Consider the following 19,026-nt stretch of genomic DNA (forward strand, 5'->3'; position numbering starts at 1 on the left):
TTATGGAAACAAGAGCAGGCGATCCCGGTGCATTCGCGACTTTTGACCTAAGCCGCGTTCCCTCGCCTGCTTTCGTGGTGGACGAGGCGGCGGTGCGGCGCAATCTTGCTATTCTCGCTGATGTGCGGGATCGGGCAGGAATCAAACTGCTCTCCGCGCTGAAGGCCTTTTCGATGTGGTCACTCGGCGGGGTCGTCGGCGAATATCTCGATGGCGTGTGCGCTTCCGGCCTGTACGAAGCGCGGCTGGGCAGAGAGGAATATCGGGGTGAAGTCGCAACCTATTGCGCCGGGTACAAGGCCGAAGACCTGCCCGAAATCTGCGCCCTGTCCGATCACATCATTTTCAACTCTCCCGGACAGCATGCGCGTTTCCTTCCCATCCTTGAGGAAGCGCGCCAGAACGGTGCGACATTCGACGTGGGCCTGCGGATCAACCCGATGCATGCGGAAGGCGAAGTCGCGAAGTACGACCCCTGCCAGCCGCACAGTCGCCTTGGCTTTCCGGTCGACCAGCTCCGTGCCGAGCATCTCGAGGGCGTGGATGGCCTGCATTTCCACAGCCTGTGCGAGCAGGACTTCCTGCCGCTCCAGCGCACCTGGACGGCCCTTCAGCCTTACCTTGCGCCGCACTTCACGCGCCTGAAATGGCTCAATTTTGGCGGCGGGCACCACATCACCCGTGCCGACTATCAGCGCGACGATCTCGTCGCCTTCCTTCAGGCGATCCGCGCAGAGACCGGCCTCACCGTCTACCTCGAACCGGGCGAGGCCGTCGCGCTTGATGCGGGCATATTGGTGGGAGAGATTCTTGACCTTATTGACAACGGCATGCCCGTCGCGATCACCGATATCAGCGCGACCTGCCATATGCCCGACGTGATTGAGGCGCCCTATCGTCCTGCAATGCTCCACGAGGCCGACAATGGCCCCGCCACGCGGCTGGGCGGCCCCTCCTGCCTCGCCGGGGATGTCATTGGCGATTATCGATTCGGCGGCCTTCCCGGCATCGGCCAGCGCTTCGCCTTTCTCGATCAGGGACATTATTCCATGGTGAAGACCAACACCTTTAACGGCGTGCCCCTCCCCTCCATCTGGCTCTGGAATAGCAAAACCAACGACTTACGGCAGATCCGTGGGTTTGATTACGCCGATTTCAAGTCCCGTCTCTCCTGAGTACCGCTTCATACAATTTATTAAGTCCAACGCTTTACAGACCCCCCTCCACGCCATATATCCACGTTCCGCTGCCCCATGGGACTTCCACCGCAAGGCAGCTTTCTTTGGCTGAACGACACTGGAGGTCCCTTGAGTTGTACGAGCATCATAGCGCGCTGGGGGTAGCAACCGCCCTCAAACCGGCAGCACCGGTAACGCTTATTCGTCCGCAGGCCGCAGCCCGCGCCGCCCGGTTCTTCGTTGAGAAGTTTCCGGGGCGCTCGCTGTATGCCGTAAAGGCGAACCCCTCTCCCGACCTGCTCCGCATTTTGTGGCAGGAAGGCGTGACGCATTATGACGTTGCGTCGATCGTTGAGGTACGACTCGTCGCGGAAACGCTTCCCTATGCGAAGCTCTGCTTCATGCACCCGGTGAAGGCCGAGGAAGCGATCGCAGAGGCCTATCACGTGCATGGGGTACGCACCTTCTCGCTCGATACGATGGACGAGCTGGAGAAGATCATGCGCGCCACGGGCGATGCGACCGATCTGGAACTGTGCGTGCGCATCCGCGTCTCGTCGGACCTGGCCAAGCTCAGCCTCGCCGCGAAATTCGGTGCGGAACCGGACGAAGTGCGCGAACTGCTGATGGCAACCCGCCAGGCGGCCGATGCGCTCGGCATCTGTTTCCACGTCGGCAGCCAGGCAATGAGCCCGCACGCCTATACGCAGGCGATCGAGCGCGTCCGCGCCGCGATCGTCGAGGCGGCGGTGACGGTCGACATCATCGATGTCGGCGGTGGCTTTCCGTCGATTTATCCCGACATGGAGCCGCCCGCGCTGGAGCTCTATTTCGACGCGATCCATCGCGGGTTCGAAAGCCTGCCGGTCAGCTATTCGTCGGAACTATGGTGCGAGCCGGGCCGCGCGCTGTGCGCCGAATACAGCTCGCTGATCGTCCGCGTCGAACGCCGGCGGGGCGACGAGCTGTACATCAACGACGGTGCCTATGGCGCTCTGTTCGATGCCGCGCATGTCGGCTGGCGCTTCCCGGTCGAGTTGCTCCGCGCGGAAGTCAGCACGGCCGAAAATCATGCGTTCAGCTTTTATGGCCCGACCTGCGACGACATGGACCATATGGTTGGCCCCTTCATGCTCCCGGCGGATGTGAAGGCGGGCGATTATATCGAGATCGGCATGCTCGGCGCCTATGGCTGCGCCATGCGGACCGGTTTTAACGGCTTCTCGTCGGAAACGCTGGTGGCGGTGGACAACGAACCCATGGCCAGCATGTATGATGACGGGGTCGAAGAACCCCGCCGCGTCGCCGAAAAGCGCGGCAACGTAGTGAAGCTGGGTCAGTAACCCCTTCGATCCACACCCATCATCCTATCATCAGATCCCCGCCCTCGCCCGGCGGGGATTTTTTCGTGATGCTGCACCTATCCCGTCCGCCTTCCCGTTTGATTGACAACCAACCGGCACCGCCGCATCCTCCCCTCCCAATCATAAGGAGGGGGACAACATGTCGCTCAATCTATCCGCTAATCTGCTCGTACCAGCCATTGCTTTGGTGCTGTGGTCGCTGACGATGCTCATCTGGATGGTGGTCGTCCGCTTTCCCGCCATGAAGGCCGCGAACATCAATCTCGCCAAGGCGATCGGCGGTCGCGGACAAGACCTCGAAAAGCTGTTACCGCCCGCCGCCAACTGGCCCGCGCACAACTACGCGCACCTGATGGAACAGCCGACAATCTTCTACCCCACCATTCTCGTCCTCGCGGTGTTGGGACAAGGCAGCACGCTCAACCTGGTGCTGGCCTGGGCCTACGTCGCGATCCGCATCGTGCACAGTGTCTGGCAGGTGAAAGTCAACGCTGTACCCGTCCGCGCACGGCTGTTCCTAGTCTCGTCACTGGTGCTGGTCGTCCTCGCGGTCAACGCCCTGCGGGCTGCCATCGCGGCGGCGTAGTTCTTCCTACTGAAGCGTCGCTTCGCCGTCATTGTCGGTCAGACCGTAAAACTGCATCAGCTGGATGGTCTGTTCGGCCCTGTCCGCGAGCGTCAGCGCCTCCAGCAGCGCCTGCTTGGATGCAATGTCGAAGGGAGCGACCTGCGCAATGCCGTTGACCAGCGATGCGTCGTCGAGCCGCGACACCGCCGTCCAGTCGACCACATAGCCTAGCCGCTCGGCAAAGCGCCGCGCCTCTCGCTCCAGCGAGGCGCGCACGACCGACGCCAGCGGATCCCCCGCCGCCGCATCAGCGCCCTCCAGGTCGCCCTCAATCTGCCGGAACGGCGTGGTGACATCAAGCTCGCGCAAAACGCGGAACCGCGCCACGCCGCTCAGGATGATATTGTAACGTCCGTCGGGCAGAGCCTCGAACTCGCTGATCCTGCCCAGACAGCCGACCGAATAGAGCTGACCCTTGTCGTCACGCGGCTGCACCATGCCGATCAGCCGATCCCGCGCCAGCGCATCGCTCACCAGCGCACGGTAACGCGGCTCGAAAATATGCAGCGGCAACTGCATGTCAGGGAACAGCAGCGCCCCACCGAGCGGAAAAATCGAGATGCGCTGCCCTGTCACGGTCGTCGCGGTCACCCGAACAGGATCGCCGAGAGGCGACGGCGCTGGGCCGACACCCACGGATCTTCCAGTCCCACCGCCTCAAACAGCTTCAGCAGCTGCGTACGCGCCGCATTGTCGTTCCAGTCCCGCTCACGCGCGATGATTTCCAGCAATGCGTCCGCAGCCGCCTGACGGTCGCCATTGGCCATAAATCCATTGGCCAGTTCGAACCGGGCGGCGTGATCGTCGGGATTGGCCGCCACGCGCGCCTGGACCGCCGACAAGTCCGCAACGGGCTTCGCATCGCGCGCCAGCGACAGCGCCGCCCGAGCGCGCTCCAGCAGCGCGTCATGGCCCGCCCCCTCCGGCACGGCATCCAGCACCGCCTGTGCCTCATCGAGCTGCCCCAGCGCCACGAATGCGCGCGCCTGCCCTGCCCGCACCTCAACGTTGTCCGGTGCCATCTCGGCAATCTGCGCATAGACGGACAGAGCCCGCTCCGCGTCGCCACCCTCCAGTATCTCTTCGGCCATGGCAATCAGCGGCGCGATCTCCGCAGCCTGCATCTTCTCTTCCGATTCGATGGGCAATTGCGCGAGGATCTGGTCAAGCATCTGCTTCAACTGGCTCGCCGTGCGTGCCTGGCTGAGATCGGCAACCGGCTGGCCCTGAAACACGGCATATACGGTCGGGATAGACTGCACGCGAAACTGCGACGCAATAAACCGGTTTTCGTCGACGTTCACCTTGACGAGCTTGACGCCCTTCGGCTCATATTCGGCCGCAACCTGCTCCAGCACGGGAGCAAGCTGCTTGCACGGGCCGCACCATTCGGCCCAAAAATCGACGATCACCAGCGCATTGCGGGACGGGTCCACTACATCCTGCCGAAAATCCTCCACCGCCTTGCGATCGGCTTCACTCAGGCCCAGGGTTGCCAAGGTCTTTCTCCCAATTCTGATGCCGCGCAGAATAGTCGATAGGCGCGGCGAGGCATAGACTGTCCTTACGCAATGTGGGGCGAAAGCGTGCGGAAGCAAGACGGGCGCGATTAAGTTTGCGAAGGCTCACGAAAGGGCTTGTCGATCTCGCCAACCGATGCTAGTTGCGCGCCTCACCCGCCGATAAGGGAGCAAAAAGCCCCGTAACCGGCCGCCAGAGCGGGCGTAGCTCAGGGGTAGAGCACAACCTTGCCAAGGTTGGGGTCGAGGGTTCGAATCCCTTCGCCCGCTCCAAGTTTTTCAAGGGTTTAGGTCTTCTGGCGAACCCTATGGAAGACGCCTCTACTACATCTTCACTTCATAGGGTCTTATTTGGTTTCTCCGCCGTACAGCCGGATCGACGGCCATAATGGACCGATTTACTGCCAATGCTGTCCTGGCCTGGTGAAAAAATTACGAGATCTATGGGCGCTCCAACCGGGTCGCCGCGGCCGAGCCAGGCACTGCTGAACCCATCCCCTAACATGCGCCTATAGGCATCGACGCAACCATCGATCCTTCTTCAGGTTCGATGAACTCCCCTGCGGGTCATATCCACCCAAAGGAAATACAGGCTCTATCTTTGACGATGGATGAGTGTCACTTCAATCCAGCGGCTCCACCTTTATAACCGATGCACCGTGATTACTGCCCACCCAAAACACCGGGCGGGGGCCATGGTTGTCCACAAATACACGCCGGACGTTTGTTGTGAGCGGTAACTGATATTCGGTGAACGAACCTGTCTTGGGATCCAGTCTAATCACGCGATCCGCCTGATACCCGGCCGTCCAGGCATATCCGTTTTTATCGAGCGCAACATCATAGGGATTGGTGAAGGGCCGGGGCATTTTCCATTCCGACATCTTGCCGGTCCTGGTGTCGAGCATAGCGATGCGATCGGCGTTGAATTGCGCAAACCACAGCCGGTCCTGACTGTCCATCGAGCCGCGACGCGGCATCGAAAACGGAAGCTTGGTGGGGTATTCCGTAATATTGCCGGTTTTGGCATCGATCCGAAACACACTGCGCCCAAAGAAATCAAGGATGTAACAGTTGTTTTTCGAGTCCGATATCAGGCCATACACAAGATGCGATGCGCCATTTGACTTAACCGAGGGAACGCCTGTGCCCGCCACCGGGGGCCCGGAGCTTTCTCCCGCTCCTGGCATGAATTTGAACGCCGCGAGTTCATCTGGTCGCGCCTGGGTATTTTTGAACGGGTAGAAAGTTTCCCATCGTTCCGTTTTAAGGTCGAGACGCGCCACCGTATTACCGCCCGTCATCGTCCAAATCTTGCCATCAACAGCATGGTTCAGCGTGGAAAATTGGGACAATTGTGTGGATGGCGTATGCAGATTCTTGGGCAAGGCAAAGATCTTGAACTTCTCCGTCTTGGGATTGAACATCCCGATTGCGGCCTGATGATGCATAGCGACCCAGATCGTCCCCTCCGAGTCCGCCTCTACTCCCAAATTGCCCTTGGGCTGTTCCGGATGAACAACCGGAATAGGATATTCTTTCACAGCGCCGGTCTTGGGATCCAGCCTGCCGAGGAACTGCCTTCCAAAGTCGGCGTACCACGCAATACCGTCGGGATCGGTGACCACATCATGGGGCTGAGACATGGGCCGGGGCAGATCATATTGGGTGATGATGACGCGGGTGCCGGCTCCCTTGATGCGCGGTAAGGTCTTGAGCGGAAATGACCATTTGCCGTCTTTGCTGCTGCTCAGGTTGATGCTGCTTACATATTTGGCGATTTCCGCAACGCGCGCGGGATCGACAGGGCGAGGTTTTACCAGCGGCTGTGGGTCTCCCGGCTGGCTCTGATGGGTGTAGCTACCCAGCATGCGTGTAATGAGCGGCTCGAACTCCGCCTGGGAATGCATCGACATGAGCGGCAAATCGAGTGAGTGGCAAACCGAGCAATTCAACAGCAGGGATTTCTGTTCCTGCGTCCCCGGCACGCTGATCAGCCAGTCGGCGGCGGACATGCGGGCAGAAGGGTCCGCCATTCGTGTCGGGTTGAGATCGACCTTGACGGACTTGCCACTGACGATCTCCGTCCCGGAAGCGGAGGGCAGATCATAACCGCCCGCGCGGATCGTCAACGTATAGTGTCCGGGGGAAAGTCGATCAGCCGGGAAAGAATATACGCCCTTGTCGTTACTAACAACGGATACGGCTATTGTGGATCCGTCCTTCTTGGCGCTGACCACCACGCCTTCCATAACGCCTTCATCCGCCGACCGAACGGTGCCTTCGAGCGCTGCCGCCGTATCGGGGCCGCCTGGCTGCCCGCATGCGTTTAGCAGAATGAGTGAGGCTAAGCCTACGGAACGAAGAAGCACTGCGCGCTGAAACATATCTATCTCCACCGTTTATTTCGCGTAGATGGCGCCTGACCGAACCACTCGGCGCACTGCGTGGAAAAGTCTCAAAAATCGTAAGATCCGAATGCCCCGGAAACGCCTTGAGCTGGCCCTGCATCAGACATGGTGCAGCTCCTTTGCGAGAAAATTCAGTTCCCGGCAGCCTGCCTTCGTCACGACGACAGTGCCGCCCACATTCACCCTCTGCCGACCGATCACGCAATTGGGCTGAAGAGCAAACACCATTCCCTCGCCGACCTCCAATTGAGGCCGGACACTCGGGTTTCGCGCGATTCCCGGATATTCAGCCAGGTCATCAATTCTGACCGCCGGTCCATATTCGCCGATCGCGACGTTAGGCAGCGTGTGCACATTTGGGGTCAGGTTCCAGCCCCCCGCATCCTGCTGCGGACGATTGATCGCTTCCACAACGTCACCGAACTTCACACCGGGCCGGAGCAGCGTAAGCCCGGCCTCGTACGACTGGATTGCAACGGCCGCCGCTTTCAGCGTGTCGGGCCGAACATCGCCCACCGCTATGGTCAGCTGCTGCTGTGTTTCGTAGTGACCATAAGACGGAAACAATTCGAGCATGACCATGTCGCCGCTCTCAATCGTGCGGGGTGGTCCCGGCCGATATTGATGGCGTGGAGGCCCCCATCCGATCGAATCCTTGCCGGATACGATGATGTTCCACCAGTTGTGAGCCCCGTGCGCCATACATGCGGCCACAACTGCCGCATAAATATCGGCCTCGGTAGCTCCGGGGCGTACCACGTCGATCGCGGCAGCACACATATCCTCGCCAGCACGCGCGGAATGCTCAACGAATTGAAGCTCCTCATCGCTCATAGAGAGCATGATTTTGAGGAACGGCTCCCAGACGGGAACGAATGTCGTATCCGGCAACTCAGCTTGCAAACCGGCATATATGCCGTAGGGCACCCAGCCCACCGGGTAGAATGGACCCGATGGCTCCAGTCCAAAAACCCCGATCTTCGCGCCCGCCAGACCAAGTTCCCTTATTGTTTCAGCCAGCCGGGCCGAATGTAGACCCAATCTGAACTGGTCGGGGTTTAGCCAGCTTTCCTCTCCGCGCCGCACCGCTTCCATATGGTCCGTGACAGAGTTTGGCCCCCAAACATGGGAGATCGGATTGCCATCAAGAGGAAAAATCACGGTCGCACCAGCGCGCTCGCCGGTCAGATAGACGTCAGGAGAAAACTGCGGAGTGCCGCTCGCATCCCGCTCTCCAAAAGCAATCAACCCATCGATATTCTGCTGAAGCATGAAAGCGCGCGTTGCCGCCCACCTCCTGTCTCGCTCCACAGAAGACAGGCGGGGGAAAGATGGCGTTTGCGCTCGTGTCATATCAATTCCTGCTCGACGGCATCATGGCGCGACAGTGGTACGTATCACGATCCCGATATAGCATCCGAGTCCAGTTGATGAGGCGGAGCAGCTTTCACGCCGCCCCGCCCATCGCCCAGGGAGGCCTTACGTGGTTATTCCCCCCACGAAGCCGTGAAACGCACGCCGAACGTCCGAGGCAACTCAGACTTGCCCGTCCCTCTCAACGCGGGATTGGGGTTGGGCGTAAGCGTCCCGAAAACACCGGTATTCGCCACATTGTTGACATACGCCTGAATGCTCCAGGCCTTGCTCGCCGGGGTATAGGTTAAAGACGCATCTCCTTTGAAAAAGGGACGCTGAAATGTGCCGAAGGTGTTGGTGTAATCACCCCAATAGCCACTGTTATAATTGCCTGAAACCTCTGCGAGAAGGACGCCACTGTCGCCAATATCGAAGCCCTGCTGGATGCCGCCCTGGATATTGATCTTCGGCGCATTCGCCATCCTGTTGCCAGAATAATTATAGCCCGGCCCGCGGAACTCCTTGTGGATCGCGCTCTCCGCGACGACCCCGGCATTGATCGAGGTATGCTCATTCAGATGCAGACGGACGGTGAGATCGGTGCCGTAAATCCGGGACTTCCGGGCGTTGAACACCGTGGATGTGCCAGTCGACGAATTGAAGCTGAACGCCTGAAACGCAGTGTAGTCGTAATAAAAGAACTCGTTGTTGATTTCCAACCGGTTGTCGAACAATCGGGATTTAAACCCGCCGGTATAGGACATGAGTTTCGATTGCCTGATCTTGACCGTCGGGGTTCCACTGTTCGAGTCATAGCCAAAAGGAATGTAGCCCGTCTGAACAGCAGCGTAGAGCATAATCCTCGAGGTCAGATCATAATCCAGTCCAACCTTCCAGTCAGGCCGGGTCTGCTTCTCGTGAAAGGCGAACGCACCCTTACCGCCCAGGCCCGTTGCCGATATCTTGTCCACGGAAATCCGGCCGCCCGCTGTAAATCGCAGCTGGTCAGTCAGAGAATAGATCCCCTGTGCGAATGCACTGTAGCTCACATTCACCTGAGACGTTCTGTTTGCCGGGAAAGTTAGGTAGCCCCCAGGCGTGGCAGCTTCAAAATCAACCAGGTAATTTGTTTTGTTGCGCAGCCAGAACAGACCGGCGCTGAGTTTCAGATTGCCAATATCCTGGTTGTAACGAAGCTCCTGCGAGAGTTGCTTTTCCCGATCATGCACCAGGAGCAAGTTGTAACCGGCAATATAGAAATTATACTTGCTGTTCACCCGAACATAGCCCGGAATATAGGTGATCGTGCCATCGCCCACGCGCAAATCGATGTTTGCGCCCACCACATATGTCCGGTAATCCTGATAGGTATCCCTGTCGGTAATCGTGAGCCCGGTCGGTCCCACTGCCGGAACAGCCCAGGGATCCGACTGAATGGGACGGAGATAGACCGTAGCAACCGATCCCGGATCTCCGGTGGTCCGAGATCCGCTCGCGAAAAACAAGGCCGTCAGGTCTTCAGTCGGACGCGCGAGAAGAGAGACACGTCCCTGAATTCTCTTCAGATCGTCAAGACCACGATCCTGATAAGCGCCATGTTCATTGTAGCTGCCCGCCAGTCGCAACGCGATCTTGTCGGATGCCTTGAAATTTTGGTCGGCATTGAACTGGATCGTGCTGTAATCGCCAAAACCCACCAGCGCCTTTCCGGAATTGTCATCCGAGGGCTTGGCCGTGAGCACGTTGACCGCGCCACCCGCCGCAGACCCGCCGTAGAGCGTGCCCTGGGGTCCTGCAATTGACTGGACGCTGCTTAGATCGAACAGGACACCAGACGTGCCGTATCGAGGGATGATGATCCCGTTATAGGTGAACGCGGCCGCCGGAGAAACGCTCGGGAAATCCACCCGACTTCCGACGCCACGAATAAACAGCTGCGATACGGCGCCCTGCTCCTTGAGCGAAGCATTCGGCAGCACCTTCGTCAATTCCAGCGGCCCGGTAATCCCACGGCTTTGCAGCGCGTCGCCGCTAATCGCAAGAATTGTGGCGGGAGCCTTCTGAAGGTTTTCCTCCCGCTTGCGCGCAGTCACGATGATTTCTTCAAGACCGACACCGCGATTCGCGTCGCCCGTGGACGCACTATCGGCGCCCGACGAAGCTGCATTGGGTTCTGTCTGCGCCGAGGCTGTGCCTGAGATCGCCAAAGCAAAGATGCAAGCCGTGGCGCTAAGATAACTTTTCATAGTGTCGTCTCCCCTCCACCGGTCATTCGATTGCCGGGTTGTCGCGATTGTATTCGCAATAATCACATTTGCAAGTGTTGTTGATAATATATTTTTCGATGGCTGTCTGGCGTTCTCGTGAGCGGCCGTACGTGGGCGACCGTAACATCAGGTTTCTCAGACAAACAGCCCGGGGCGCCGATGCGGCCGCGTTCAACACATAGGAGCTCCAGCCACCGATCTGTCAGTCAGAAAGTTACCATTGCAATTCTTGCATATGCAATATAAGTGATGCGCCCTGCCGAGAACAGTTGAGGAGAGCGATAAATGGATGGCAAAATTGCGTTGGAAGAGCATTTCGCAATTCCGGAGACCTTGCAGGATTCGGCAGGCTTCGTTCCCGGGGACTATTGGACCGAGCTTTCCGCCCGATTGCTCGACATTCAAGAGCGCAGGCTGCGTGAAATGGACGAGAATGGCATCGAAATGATGCTTCTCTCCTTGAATGCTCCGGCCGTACAGGCCGTCCGCCATACCGGGAAAGCCGTCGAGCTGGCGATCCGCGCCAATGATTATCTTGCGGAGGAGGTCGCAAAGCGTCCCGATCGATTCCAGGGCTTTGCCGCCCTCCCCATGCAGGATCCCGAAGCGGCTGCGCGCGAACTCGAACGGTGCGTGCGCGAGCTCGGATTCCGCGGCGCGCTCGTAAACGGCTTTTCCGAATCGGACGAGGCCGAGATGCTCTATTATGATCTTCCTATGTACCGGCCCTTCTGGGCTACGGTGGAACAGCTCGACGTTCCTTTTTATCTGCATCCGCGCAATCCGTTGCCGCAGCACGCGCAGATTTATGCGGGTCATCCCTGGCTACTCGGGCCGACCTGGGCGTTCGGACAGGAGACCGCAGTCCATGCTCTCCGGCTCATGGGTTCTGGCTTGTTCGACGAACACCCGGGTCTGACGATCGTGCTCGGTCATATGGGCGAAGGCTTGCCGATCTCCATGTGGCGGGTCGACAACCGCAATGCATGGGTAACAACGCCCAAGCTACACGCCGCGAAACGCCCCATCGGCGATTATTTTCACGAAAATTTCTATATCACCACGTCCGGCAACTTCCGAACGCAGTCCTTGATCGACGCCATGCTCGAAATCGGATCAGACCGGATCCTGTTCAGTGCCGATTGGCCGTTCGAGAATGTTGATCATGCCGCTCGCTGGTTCGACGACGCCAGCATCAGCGAGAGCGATCGCCACAAGATCGGCCGATCGAATGCCGACCGGCTGTTCAAGCTGAACCTGTCGACGACTGAACTTCACTGAAGCAGTGATTCTTGTTCCGACTCAAGGACATCAAGCAGATCATGAATTTCGTTCAGCAGAAATCTCAACTTCTCGATGTCCGCTGTCGCAAGATTCCGGACGGCGACCTCTTCATAATGCATCGCTTCTTTGATCAAAAGATCGGCGATTCTTATCCCCTCCTTCGTGAGGTTGATCGAGACGGTCCGCTCATTGTTGGGAAGCCGTTCGCGCGTCACCAACCCGTTGGTGACCAAAGTCCCGATCATGCGCGACATGGTGGACAGCTCAACCACGGTCGTCTCGGCCAGGTCGCTGAGCTTCTGCCCCGGCTGTTCCCGAAGCGAAGCCAGAACGCGGTACATCGGCAGTGTCAGGTTGAACTGTTCGATGCGTCGCGAGAAGAGCGCTCCCATTCTGACGCCGGCGCGGTTGAGCAGGTACGGAATGGATTTGGTGAGTTCGTACACGATGGAGAGCCCCTTGGTTATATGCGCGGCGCGTCATTGGACACAACTATCCCAATTGCAATAGTTTTCGCCCAGTGTCGAGAAGGATTGCAGAAGGGCGTGGGAGACCGTCGATGATGCGGCACTTCTCCTACAGCCCCGCTCCCGCCCGAGTCGTGTTCGGAAGCGGCACTCGTCACGATCTGGCGAAAGAAGTGGAGAGCTTGGGCAAGCACCGCCTGCTTCTGTTGTCGACCGCAGAACAGAGCGCGCAGGCACAAGAGATCGCGTCCGTCCTGGGCAGCCGCGTTGTGGGTCATTTCCCGGAAGCGGCCATGCACACGCCGGTCGATGTAACCGAGAAGGCCATGTCCTTGGTGAATGCGCTGACCGTCGACGGAATTCTGTCGGTCGGCGGAGGCTCAACGATCGGGCTGGGCAAGGCTATCGCGATCCGCACCGATCTGGATCAGATCGTCCTGCCCACGACATACGCCGGCTCGGAAATGACTCCGATCCTGGGAGAGACCAACGAGGGCCTCAAAACCACGCGGTCGGATCAGCGCATCCGGCCCGAAGTTGTCATCTATGACGTTGATCTGACCCTTGACCTGCCCGTTGCGATGTCGATCTCGAGCGGCCTCAACGCCATCGCTCATGCCGTGGAGGCGCTTTATGCCCACGACGGTAATCCCATCATCTCCCTCATGGCGGTCGAAGGCATTCGGGCCCTGGCGCACGGTCTCCCCGGCGTGGTTCGTGATCAGAGAGACGAAGAGTCGCGTTCCTCCGCGCTCTACGGCGCATGGCTGTGCGGGATGTGTCTGGGGAGCGTCGCGATGGGCCTGCACCATAAGCTTTGCCATACCCTGGGCGGCACGTTCAATCTGCCCCATGCGGAGACGCACGCTGTTCTGCTTCCCCATGCGCTCGCCTATAATCAGTCACGGTTGGGTGACACGCTTGACGGCCTGAAGGGCGCGTTCGGACCGGACGTCGCGCTCGGTCTGCACACATTCTCGAAAAGTCTGGGCGCCCCAACCACGCTCCGCGAGCTCGGCATGCCGCAGTCGGGCATCGACCAGGCAGCGAAGCTCGCGCTGGCAAAGCCCTACCCCAATCCACGACCCTTGGAAGAAGGAGCGATCCGCGCACTGATCGGACGCGCCTGGGCGGGAGAGCCGCCTTTAACGGAGGAATGATATGCAAGATAGCCTTAGCCCTTACGCGGGAAGCGATGATGGCCTGTTCGACGTCGAGCATTCAGCCGATGTCGTGAATGCACGCATCGACGATCGGGTGTCACCCCGTCTTGCCGAAGTGATGCGAATTGTCACGCGCCACGCTCATGCGGCGGTGAAAGAGGCTGCCCTGACATCCGACGAGTGGATGACGGCAATTCAGTTCCTTACCGAAACCGGTCACATGTCGACAGCGTGGCGTCAGGAGTTCATCCTGCTCTCGGATGTCCTAGGCATTTCCATGCTGGTAGACGGTCTGAACCATCAGCGGCCCATTGGCGCTTCCGAGAATACCGTGCTGGGACCGTTCCATATAGCAGACGCCCCCCGTCTCCAGCACGGGGACACCATCAGCCTTGATGCGAAGGGCGAGCCGACTTTGGTCCTCGGCAAAGTCACCGATACTGCGGGACGTCCGGTTGTAGGCGCCAGTCTCGACGTTTGGCAGGCCAATGACGACGGCTTCTACGATGTGCAGCAGCCTGACGTTCAGCCGAAATGGAATCTACGTGGCATTTTCGAGACCGATAATGATGGGCAGTACTGGTTCAAGTCGGTCAAGCCGCGATATTATCCGATCCCCGATGACGGTCCGGTCGGGAAAATGCTGGCCAAGCTGGGTCGTCACCCCAATCGTCCGGCGCACCTCCACTTTATAGTCGACGCTCCGGGCTATGAGACCGTTGTCACTCATATCTTCACTCCGGATTGCCCCTATCTCCGCGAGGATGCCGTGTTCGGAGTTAAGCGAAGCCTTATCGCGGACTTTCAACACATTGAGGACGCCGCCGAACAGGAACGTTACGGATTCACCGGGCCTTTCTGGAAAGTCGAGTGCGACTTCGTCCTCGTAGCGTCAGGCAACCCTAGCGAATGTTAGTGGACCGTGCGCCCGGGGTATCCCGCGCCCCGCCGACTTCGCGGAAAACACACTACCAGATTAAAGTGTTGCGTTGACAATACTACCGTACGCAAATATTCTGTTAGTCAATCATCGACGGCCGATCAGAGCCGCGAAAAACGAGAGGCGCGCCGCAGCGTGCCGGGGGAGAAACTGTGAACGCATATGATCTAGCAATTATCGGCTACGGGCCGACCGGAATGATGCTGGCTGCCCTGATGGGTCGACTGGGCCATCGCGTGGTCGTGCTCGAGCGCTATGCAGGGTTATACAATTTCCCGCGCGCAGCATGTTTCGACGACGAGATCATGCGCATGTTCCAGAAGCTCGGCGTGGCCGGCGATGTTGCTGAAGGCGCCGTGGTCCAGCGCGGATATGACTGGATCAATGCCGATGGGGAGGTGCTGGTCCAGATCGACTACCCGAATCCCGCGCTCAACGGATGGGCGGCGCTTTACATGATGTTTCAGCCGCATATCGAAGACGTTCTTGATAGCCTGGACAAAACGCTGCCGACCGTGGAAGTCAGACAGGGCGTGGCCGTCAACGGACTCGAGCAAGACGCTGATGGCGTCACCATCGAGACGGACCAGCAGGGTCAAAAAGGCAGCGTTCGGGCGCGGTATGTGGTGGGCGCAGATGGAGGCAACGGATTTACGCAACGCGCATTCCGGCGGCGGGTTGCCGACTACGGGTTTGAAGAGAACTGGCTCGTCTGCGATTTCGAGATGCTTCGCCCCGTCCCCGGCCTTCCCACCTTTCAACAGGTCTGCGATCCGGCACAGCCCATTTCGATCGTCACGATCGGCCCGCGGCACCACCGGTTCTCCTTCATGCTCAACCGCGACGAGAGCCCGGAAGAAGCCACACAACCCGAGCGCGTGTGGCAACGCGTCTCAGGATATATCACCCCGGATGATGCGACGTTGATCCGCGCCGTGAATTACGTCTTTCGGTCTCGGATCGGCGACACATGGCGTCACGGTCGCGTTATGCTTGCCGGAGATGCCGCGCACGAGATGCCGCCATTTCTTGGTCAGGGCATGTGTTCCGGAATGCGGGACGCGCATAACCTGGCCTGGAAGCTGGACCTTCTTCTTAAAGGCCGGGCGGAGGACAGCGTCCTGGACAGCTATCAGGTCGAACGAGAGCCCCATGTTCGCTTCATCACCGAGAAGGCTATCGAACTCGGCCGCGTACAGACGATCCGCGATCCTCAACAGGCAAAAGAGCGGGACGAACGTCTGCTGAATGAGCGTCGGGCGCACAAGGCTCCGGCGAAGCTGGCATTCCCGGCGCTGTCTGGCGGCCTCATCATCAACTGTGGCAAGCTGTTCCCGCAAGCGCGGGTGGCGGACGCTTCGACGACGTCTCTCTTCGATGACATCGTCGGGTCGGGCTGGATACTCGTAACCCGCGACGCGGATCTGCTGGCAACGGTTGACAGTGACGCACTGGCAATCTGGAAAGACCTCGGCGGACGCTCCCTCACGATCGGCGGATCACGCTCGCCGGATATGCTCGCCGACACGGACGGCGTATACACACAGTGGTTCGAAGAAAATGATTGCACGGCTGCAATCGTCCGACCGGACTGGTATGTGTTGGCCACCGGCTCGTCGGGCAGTGAGATCTCCCATCATTTGCTGGAGCTCGCACGACGGCTTAACAGTACCGAACGCCCCACTGTCCTTGCAGCAGGCGAGCAAAGCGCCTGACGCAGATTGCGGATCGGCCGTTCGGCACGCATCATTGACCACCGCAAGGCAATCCTGATGACGACTAAGATTTTTACCAGCCCGCGTGACGCTCTCGAGGGACTGCTGTTCGATGGCATGACGATCATGTCCGGCGGGTTCGGACTGAGCGGCAATCCAGAAAGCTTGATCCCGGAAGTCCGCGCCAGTGGAGTGAAAAACCTCACGATCATCTCGAACAATGCCGGTGCGGATGGCTTTGGCCTGTGGATGCTCCTGGAGAGTCGACAGGTCCGCAAGATGATCTCGTCCTACGTCGGAGAGAATAAGCTGTTCGAACAACAATATCTCTCCGGCGAACTCGATCTGGAGCTCAATCCCCAGGGTACGCTTGCCGAGAGAATACGCGCCGGCGGCGCGGGCATCCCGGCGTTCTACACAAAGACCGGGGTCGGCACCATGGTGGCTGAGGGAAAGCCGACCGAGATGTTCGAAGGCCAGCTTTATGTTCGGGAGACCTGGCTCCGTTCCGACGTCTCCCTCGTCAAGGCGTGGCGCGCCGACCCGGCCGGCAACCTGATGTTCCGCAAGACAGCGCGCAATTTTAATCCCAACATGGCGACCGCAGGCAAAGTCACGGTGGTCGAAGTTGAAGAGATCGTACCGGCTGGCAGCTTCGATCCCGACTGCATCCACACACCCGGTATTTATGTCGATCGCATTGTGCTCAGCACGATCAATGAGAAACGTATCGAAAAGTTGACCACGCGCACACGGGACGAGGGCTGATGGCGTGGACGCTGGAGGAAATGGCCCAGCGCGCTGCCAAGGAACTCAAGGACGGCTATTACGTCAATCTGGGTATTGGCATTCCTACCCTGGTCGCCAACTACATTCCCGATGGACTGGACGTGACACTGCAGTCGGAAAACGGGATACTGGGGATGGGGCCCTTCCCCTTCCCCGATGAGGTCGATCCCGATCTGATCAATGCAGGCAAGCAAACGATAACGACCCTCCCGACGTCAAGCTTCTTCTCGTCGGCGGATAGCTTTGCCATGATCCGCGGTGGGCACATCGACATGGCGGTGCTGGGCGCTATGGAGATTTCCGCTGAGGGCGACCTTGCCAACTGGACTATTCCGGGCAAATCCGTGAAGGGGATGGGCGGCGCGATGGACCTTGTCGCGGGCGTCGAACGCGTTATCGTTCTGATGAAGCATGTCTCCAAGGACGGTAGCCCGAAAATCCTGCCTCATTGCTCCATGCCCCTGACCGGCAAGGCCGTTGTCAGCTTGGCTATCACCGATCTGGCGGTTATCGCGTGTGATCGACCGGGTCTGAGGCTGCTGGAAACGGCCCCGGGCGTTAGCGTTGACGAAGTCCTGTTCAAGACGGGAGCGCCGCTCCAGTCCTATGTTCGAAAGTAGAAGCATGAGCGACGCCTTCATTTGCGATGCGATCCGCACGCCCATCGGCCGCTATGGCGGAGCCCTCGCGTCGGTTCGCGCCGACGACCTCGCTGCCATTCCACTGATGGCTCTCGTCGCTCGCTCGGGAATTGATCCGGCTGCGATCGATGACGTCGTGCTGGGTTGCGCCAATCAGGCGGGCGAGGACAACCGCAACGTCGCGCGCATGGCCGCGCTGCTTGCTGGCCTACCCGAGAGCGTGGGAGGTTCAACGATCAACAGACTCTGCGCGTCTGGCCTCGATGCGGTGGGCAGCGCCGCGCGCGCTATCCGCGCCGGTGACGCGGACTTGATGATCGCTGGCGGGGTCGAGAGTATGAGCCGCGCGCCGTTCGTCCTGCCGAAATCCGAGACAGCCTTTTCGCGCAACGCCGCCATTGCCGATACCACGATCGGCTGGCGGTTCGTCAACCCGCGGATGCGCGCGCTTTACGGTGTCGACTCCATGCCGGAAACGGGTGAGAACGTGGCGGGCGACTATGGCATTTCCCGGCACGATCAGGACGCGTTCGCATATCGCAGTCAGCAACGTGCGGCGGCTGCCCAAGCCAAAGGCTGGTTCGATGACGAGATCACCGCCGTCGTCCAGACCACAGGTAAAGGGCGCGAGATTCGCGTCGATACCGACGAACACCCCCGTCCCGAAACGTCGCTGGAAGCGCTCTCGGCGCTGAAACCGGTCGTGCGCAGTGACGGGACCGTGACTGCCGGAAATGCCTCGGGCGTCAATGACGGCGCCGCAGCAATGTTCATTGCCAGCGAAGCGGCGGCGGCCCGGCACGGCCTGCGGCCGCGTGCGCGCATTTTGGGCATGGCGAGCGCCGGGGTTCCGCCTCGCGTCATGGGTATCGGACCAGTTCCAGCGACGCAACGCCTGCTCGACCGGTTGGGATGGCGCGTCGACCAAATCGACGCGATCGAACTCAACGAGGCCTTTGCCTCACAAGCTCTGGCAGTGTTACGCGGCCTTGGTATCGCGGATGAAGATCCGCGCGTTAATGCCAATGGCGGCGCGATTGCGCTCGGTCATCCGCTGGGAATGTCGGGAGCACGGCTGGTTCAGACGCTCGTGCATCAATTGGAAACCACCGGCGGCAAGACAGGACTTGCGACGCTGTGTGTCGGAGTGGGCCAAGGTTTGGCCCTCGCGCTGGAGCGCGTGTAGCTCGCCATTTGCAGAAGCAGGACGACGCTTTTTACGCAACCAACTCTGTGAAGCCCGTTTGTCGCAGCGGGTCAGACGCACGAAAAACCTGATCCACATCGTAAGCGATATAAGCGC

Annotated in this window: 16 protein-coding genes and 1 tRNA gene; 11 read left to right on the plus strand and 6 right to left on the minus strand. The window is 59.5% G+C overall.

The window, feature by feature from the left end:
• Positions 1–2 precede the first annotated feature (2 nt).
• From FHS92_RS03910 to FHS92_RS03920, 3 genes are all read left to right on the plus strand, one after another.
• Positions 3–1,175, plus strand: a complete 1,173-nt coding sequence (locus FHS92_RS03910) for a carboxynorspermidine decarboxylase (protein WP_184077639.1) — start codon at positions 3–5, stop codon at positions 1,173–1,175.
• 137 nt (positions 1,176–1,312) lie between these two features.
• Positions 1,313–2,521 (plus strand): type III PLP-dependent enzyme, encoded by a 1,209-nt coding sequence (locus tag FHS92_RS03915; RefSeq protein WP_184077641.1) that lies wholly within the window; start codon positions 1,313–1,315, stop codon positions 2,519–2,521.
• A gap of 160 nt (positions 2,522–2,681) precedes the next feature.
• Entirely contained in the window at positions 2,682–3,128 is a 447-nt protein-coding gene (locus tag FHS92_RS03920; protein ID WP_184077643.1) for an MAPEG family protein, read from the plus strand.
• A 6-nt stretch (positions 3,129–3,134) separates the two neighbouring features.
• On the opposite strand, the gene FHS92_RS03925 is transcribed toward FHS92_RS03920, so the two are convergent.
• Both FHS92_RS03925 and trxA read right to left on the minus strand, forming a co-directional pair.
• Positions 3,135–3,761, minus strand: a complete 627-nt coding sequence (locus FHS92_RS03925; protein WP_425506222.1) for an LON peptidase substrate-binding domain-containing protein — start codon at positions 3,759–3,761, stop codon at positions 3,135–3,137.
• Positions 3,758–4,669, minus strand: a complete 912-nt coding sequence (trxA, locus tag FHS92_RS03930; protein WP_184077645.1) for a thioredoxin — start codon at positions 4,667–4,669, stop codon at positions 3,758–3,760. Before trxA ends, FHS92_RS03925 begins: the two co-directional genes overlap by 4 nt.
• A gap of 219 nt (positions 4,670–4,888) precedes the next feature.
• Here trxA and FHS92_RS03935 point away from each other — a divergent pair.
• Positions 4,889–4,963: transfer RNA gene (locus tag FHS92_RS03935), tRNA-Gly, on the plus strand.
• A 350-nt stretch (positions 4,964–5,313) separates the two neighbouring features.
• On the opposite strand, the gene FHS92_RS03940 is transcribed toward FHS92_RS03935, so the two are convergent.
• The 3 genes from FHS92_RS03940 to FHS92_RS03950 form a co-directional block, all read right to left on the minus strand.
• Positions 5,314–7,077, minus strand: coding sequence for a virginiamycin B lyase family protein (locus tag FHS92_RS03940; protein ID WP_184077647.1), 1,764 nt, complete (start codon positions 7,075–7,077; stop codon positions 5,314–5,316).
• Positions 7,078–7,200: 123 nt separating this feature from the next.
• Positions 7,201–8,373 carry a M24 family metallopeptidase gene (locus FHS92_RS03945; protein ID WP_184077649.1) on the minus strand — a complete coding sequence of 391 codons (1,173 nt, stop codon included), beginning with the start codon at positions 8,371–8,373 and terminating at the stop codon, positions 7,201–7,203.
• A 215-nt stretch (positions 8,374–8,588) separates the two neighbouring features.
• On the minus strand, positions 8,589–10,703 hold the full coding sequence (locus FHS92_RS03950; protein ID WP_184077651.1) for a TonB-dependent receptor: 2,115 nt from the start codon (positions 10,701–10,703) through the stop codon (positions 8,589–8,591).
• Positions 10,704–11,009: 306 nt separating this feature from the next.
• On the opposite strand from FHS92_RS03950, the gene FHS92_RS03955 reads away from it, so the two are divergent.
• Positions 11,010–12,005, plus strand: coding sequence for an amidohydrolase family protein (locus FHS92_RS03955; protein WP_184077653.1), 996 nt, complete (start codon positions 11,010–11,012; stop codon positions 12,003–12,005).
• Here the strand turns inward: FHS92_RS03955 and FHS92_RS03960 are convergent.
• On the minus strand, positions 11,999–12,454 hold the full coding sequence (locus tag FHS92_RS03960) for a MarR family transcriptional regulator (RefSeq protein ID WP_184077655.1): 456 nt from the start codon (positions 12,452–12,454) through the stop codon (positions 11,999–12,001). The two genes, FHS92_RS03955 and FHS92_RS03960, sit on opposite strands and share 7 nt — an antisense overlap.
• Positions 12,455–12,567: 113 nt before the next feature.
• Here FHS92_RS03960 and FHS92_RS03965 point away from each other — a divergent pair, with 113 nt between their 5' ends.
• From FHS92_RS03965 to pcaF, 6 genes are all read left to right on the plus strand, one after another.
• Entirely contained in the window at positions 12,568–13,635 is a 1,068-nt protein-coding gene (locus FHS92_RS03965; protein WP_184077657.1) for an iron-containing alcohol dehydrogenase, read from the plus strand.
• Position 13,636: 1 nt separating this feature from the next.
• Positions 13,637–14,554: an intradiol ring-cleavage dioxygenase gene (locus FHS92_RS03970; protein ID WP_184077659.1), complete on the plus strand. Its 918-nt coding sequence runs from the start codon at positions 13,637–13,639 to the stop codon at positions 14,552–14,554.
• A 176-nt stretch (positions 14,555–14,730) separates the two neighbouring features.
• On the plus strand, positions 14,731–16,293 hold the full coding sequence (mhpA, locus tag FHS92_RS03975) for a bifunctional 3-(3-hydroxy-phenyl)propionate/3-hydroxycinnamic acid hydroxylase (RefSeq protein WP_184077661.1): 1,563 nt from the start codon (positions 14,731–14,733) through the stop codon (positions 16,291–16,293).
• 57 nt (positions 16,294–16,350) lie between these two features.
• Positions 16,351–17,061 carry a CoA transferase subunit A gene (locus FHS92_RS03980; protein WP_184077663.1) on the plus strand — a complete coding sequence of 237 codons (711 nt, stop codon included), beginning with the start codon at positions 16,351–16,353 and terminating at the stop codon, positions 17,059–17,061.
• Positions 17,061–17,702, plus strand: coding sequence for a 3-oxoacid CoA-transferase subunit B (locus FHS92_RS03985; protein ID WP_184077665.1), 642 nt, complete (start codon positions 17,061–17,063; stop codon positions 17,700–17,702). The genes FHS92_RS03980 and FHS92_RS03985 overlap by 1 nt, the downstream gene beginning before the upstream one ends.
• Before the next feature lie 4 nt (positions 17,703–17,706).
• Positions 17,707–18,909, plus strand: a complete 1,203-nt coding sequence (gene pcaF, locus FHS92_RS03990) for a 3-oxoadipyl-CoA thiolase (protein WP_184077667.1) — start codon at positions 17,707–17,709, stop codon at positions 18,907–18,909.
• The last annotated feature ends 117 nt before the right edge of the window (positions 18,910–19,026 follow it).

This window comes from Sphingobium subterraneum (assembly GCF_014199435.1).
Classification (GTDB): domain Bacteria; phylum Pseudomonadota; class Alphaproteobacteria; order Sphingomonadales; family Sphingomonadaceae; genus Sphingobium; species Sphingobium subterraneum.

What these genes read in the sequence shown, in the direction of transcription:
- FHS92_RS03910 (WP_184077639.1), top strand. Translation starts at nt 3, where the DNA reads ATGGAAACAAGAGCAGGCGATCCCGGTGCATTCGCGACTTTTGACCTA.
- FHS92_RS03920 (WP_184077643.1), top strand. Translation starts at nt 2,682, where the DNA reads ATGTCGCTCAATCTATCCGCTAATCTGCTCGTACCAGCCATTGCTTTG.
- FHS92_RS03940 (WP_184077647.1), bottom strand. Translation starts at nt 7,077, where the DNA reads ATGTTTCAGCGCGCAGTGCTTCTTCGTTCCGTAGGCTTAGCCTCACTC.
- FHS92_RS03945 (WP_184077649.1), bottom strand. Translation starts at nt 8,373, where the DNA reads ATGCTTCAGCAGAATATCGATGGGTTGATTGCTTTTGGAGAGCGGGAT.
- FHS92_RS03950 (WP_184077651.1), bottom strand. Translation starts at nt 10,703, where the DNA reads ATGAAAAGTTATCTTAGCGCCACGGCTTGCATCTTTGCTTTGGCGATC.
- FHS92_RS03955 (WP_184077653.1), top strand. Translation starts at nt 11,010, where the DNA reads ATGGATGGCAAAATTGCGTTGGAAGAGCATTTCGCAATTCCGGAGACC.
- FHS92_RS03965 (WP_184077657.1), top strand. Translation starts at nt 12,568, where the DNA reads ATGATGCGGCACTTCTCCTACAGCCCCGCTCCCGCCCGAGTCGTGTTC.
- FHS92_RS03970 (WP_184077659.1), top strand. Translation starts at nt 13,637, where the DNA reads ATGCAAGATAGCCTTAGCCCTTACGCGGGAAGCGATGATGGCCTGTTC.
- FHS92_RS03980 (WP_184077663.1), top strand. Translation starts at nt 16,351, where the DNA reads ATGACGACTAAGATTTTTACCAGCCCGCGTGACGCTCTCGAGGGACTG.
- FHS92_RS03985 (WP_184077665.1), top strand. Translation starts at nt 17,061, where the DNA reads ATGGCGTGGACGCTGGAGGAAATGGCCCAGCGCGCTGCCAAGGAACTC.
- pcaF (WP_184077667.1), top strand. Translation starts at nt 17,707, where the DNA reads ATGAGCGACGCCTTCATTTGCGATGCGATCCGCACGCCCATCGGCCGC.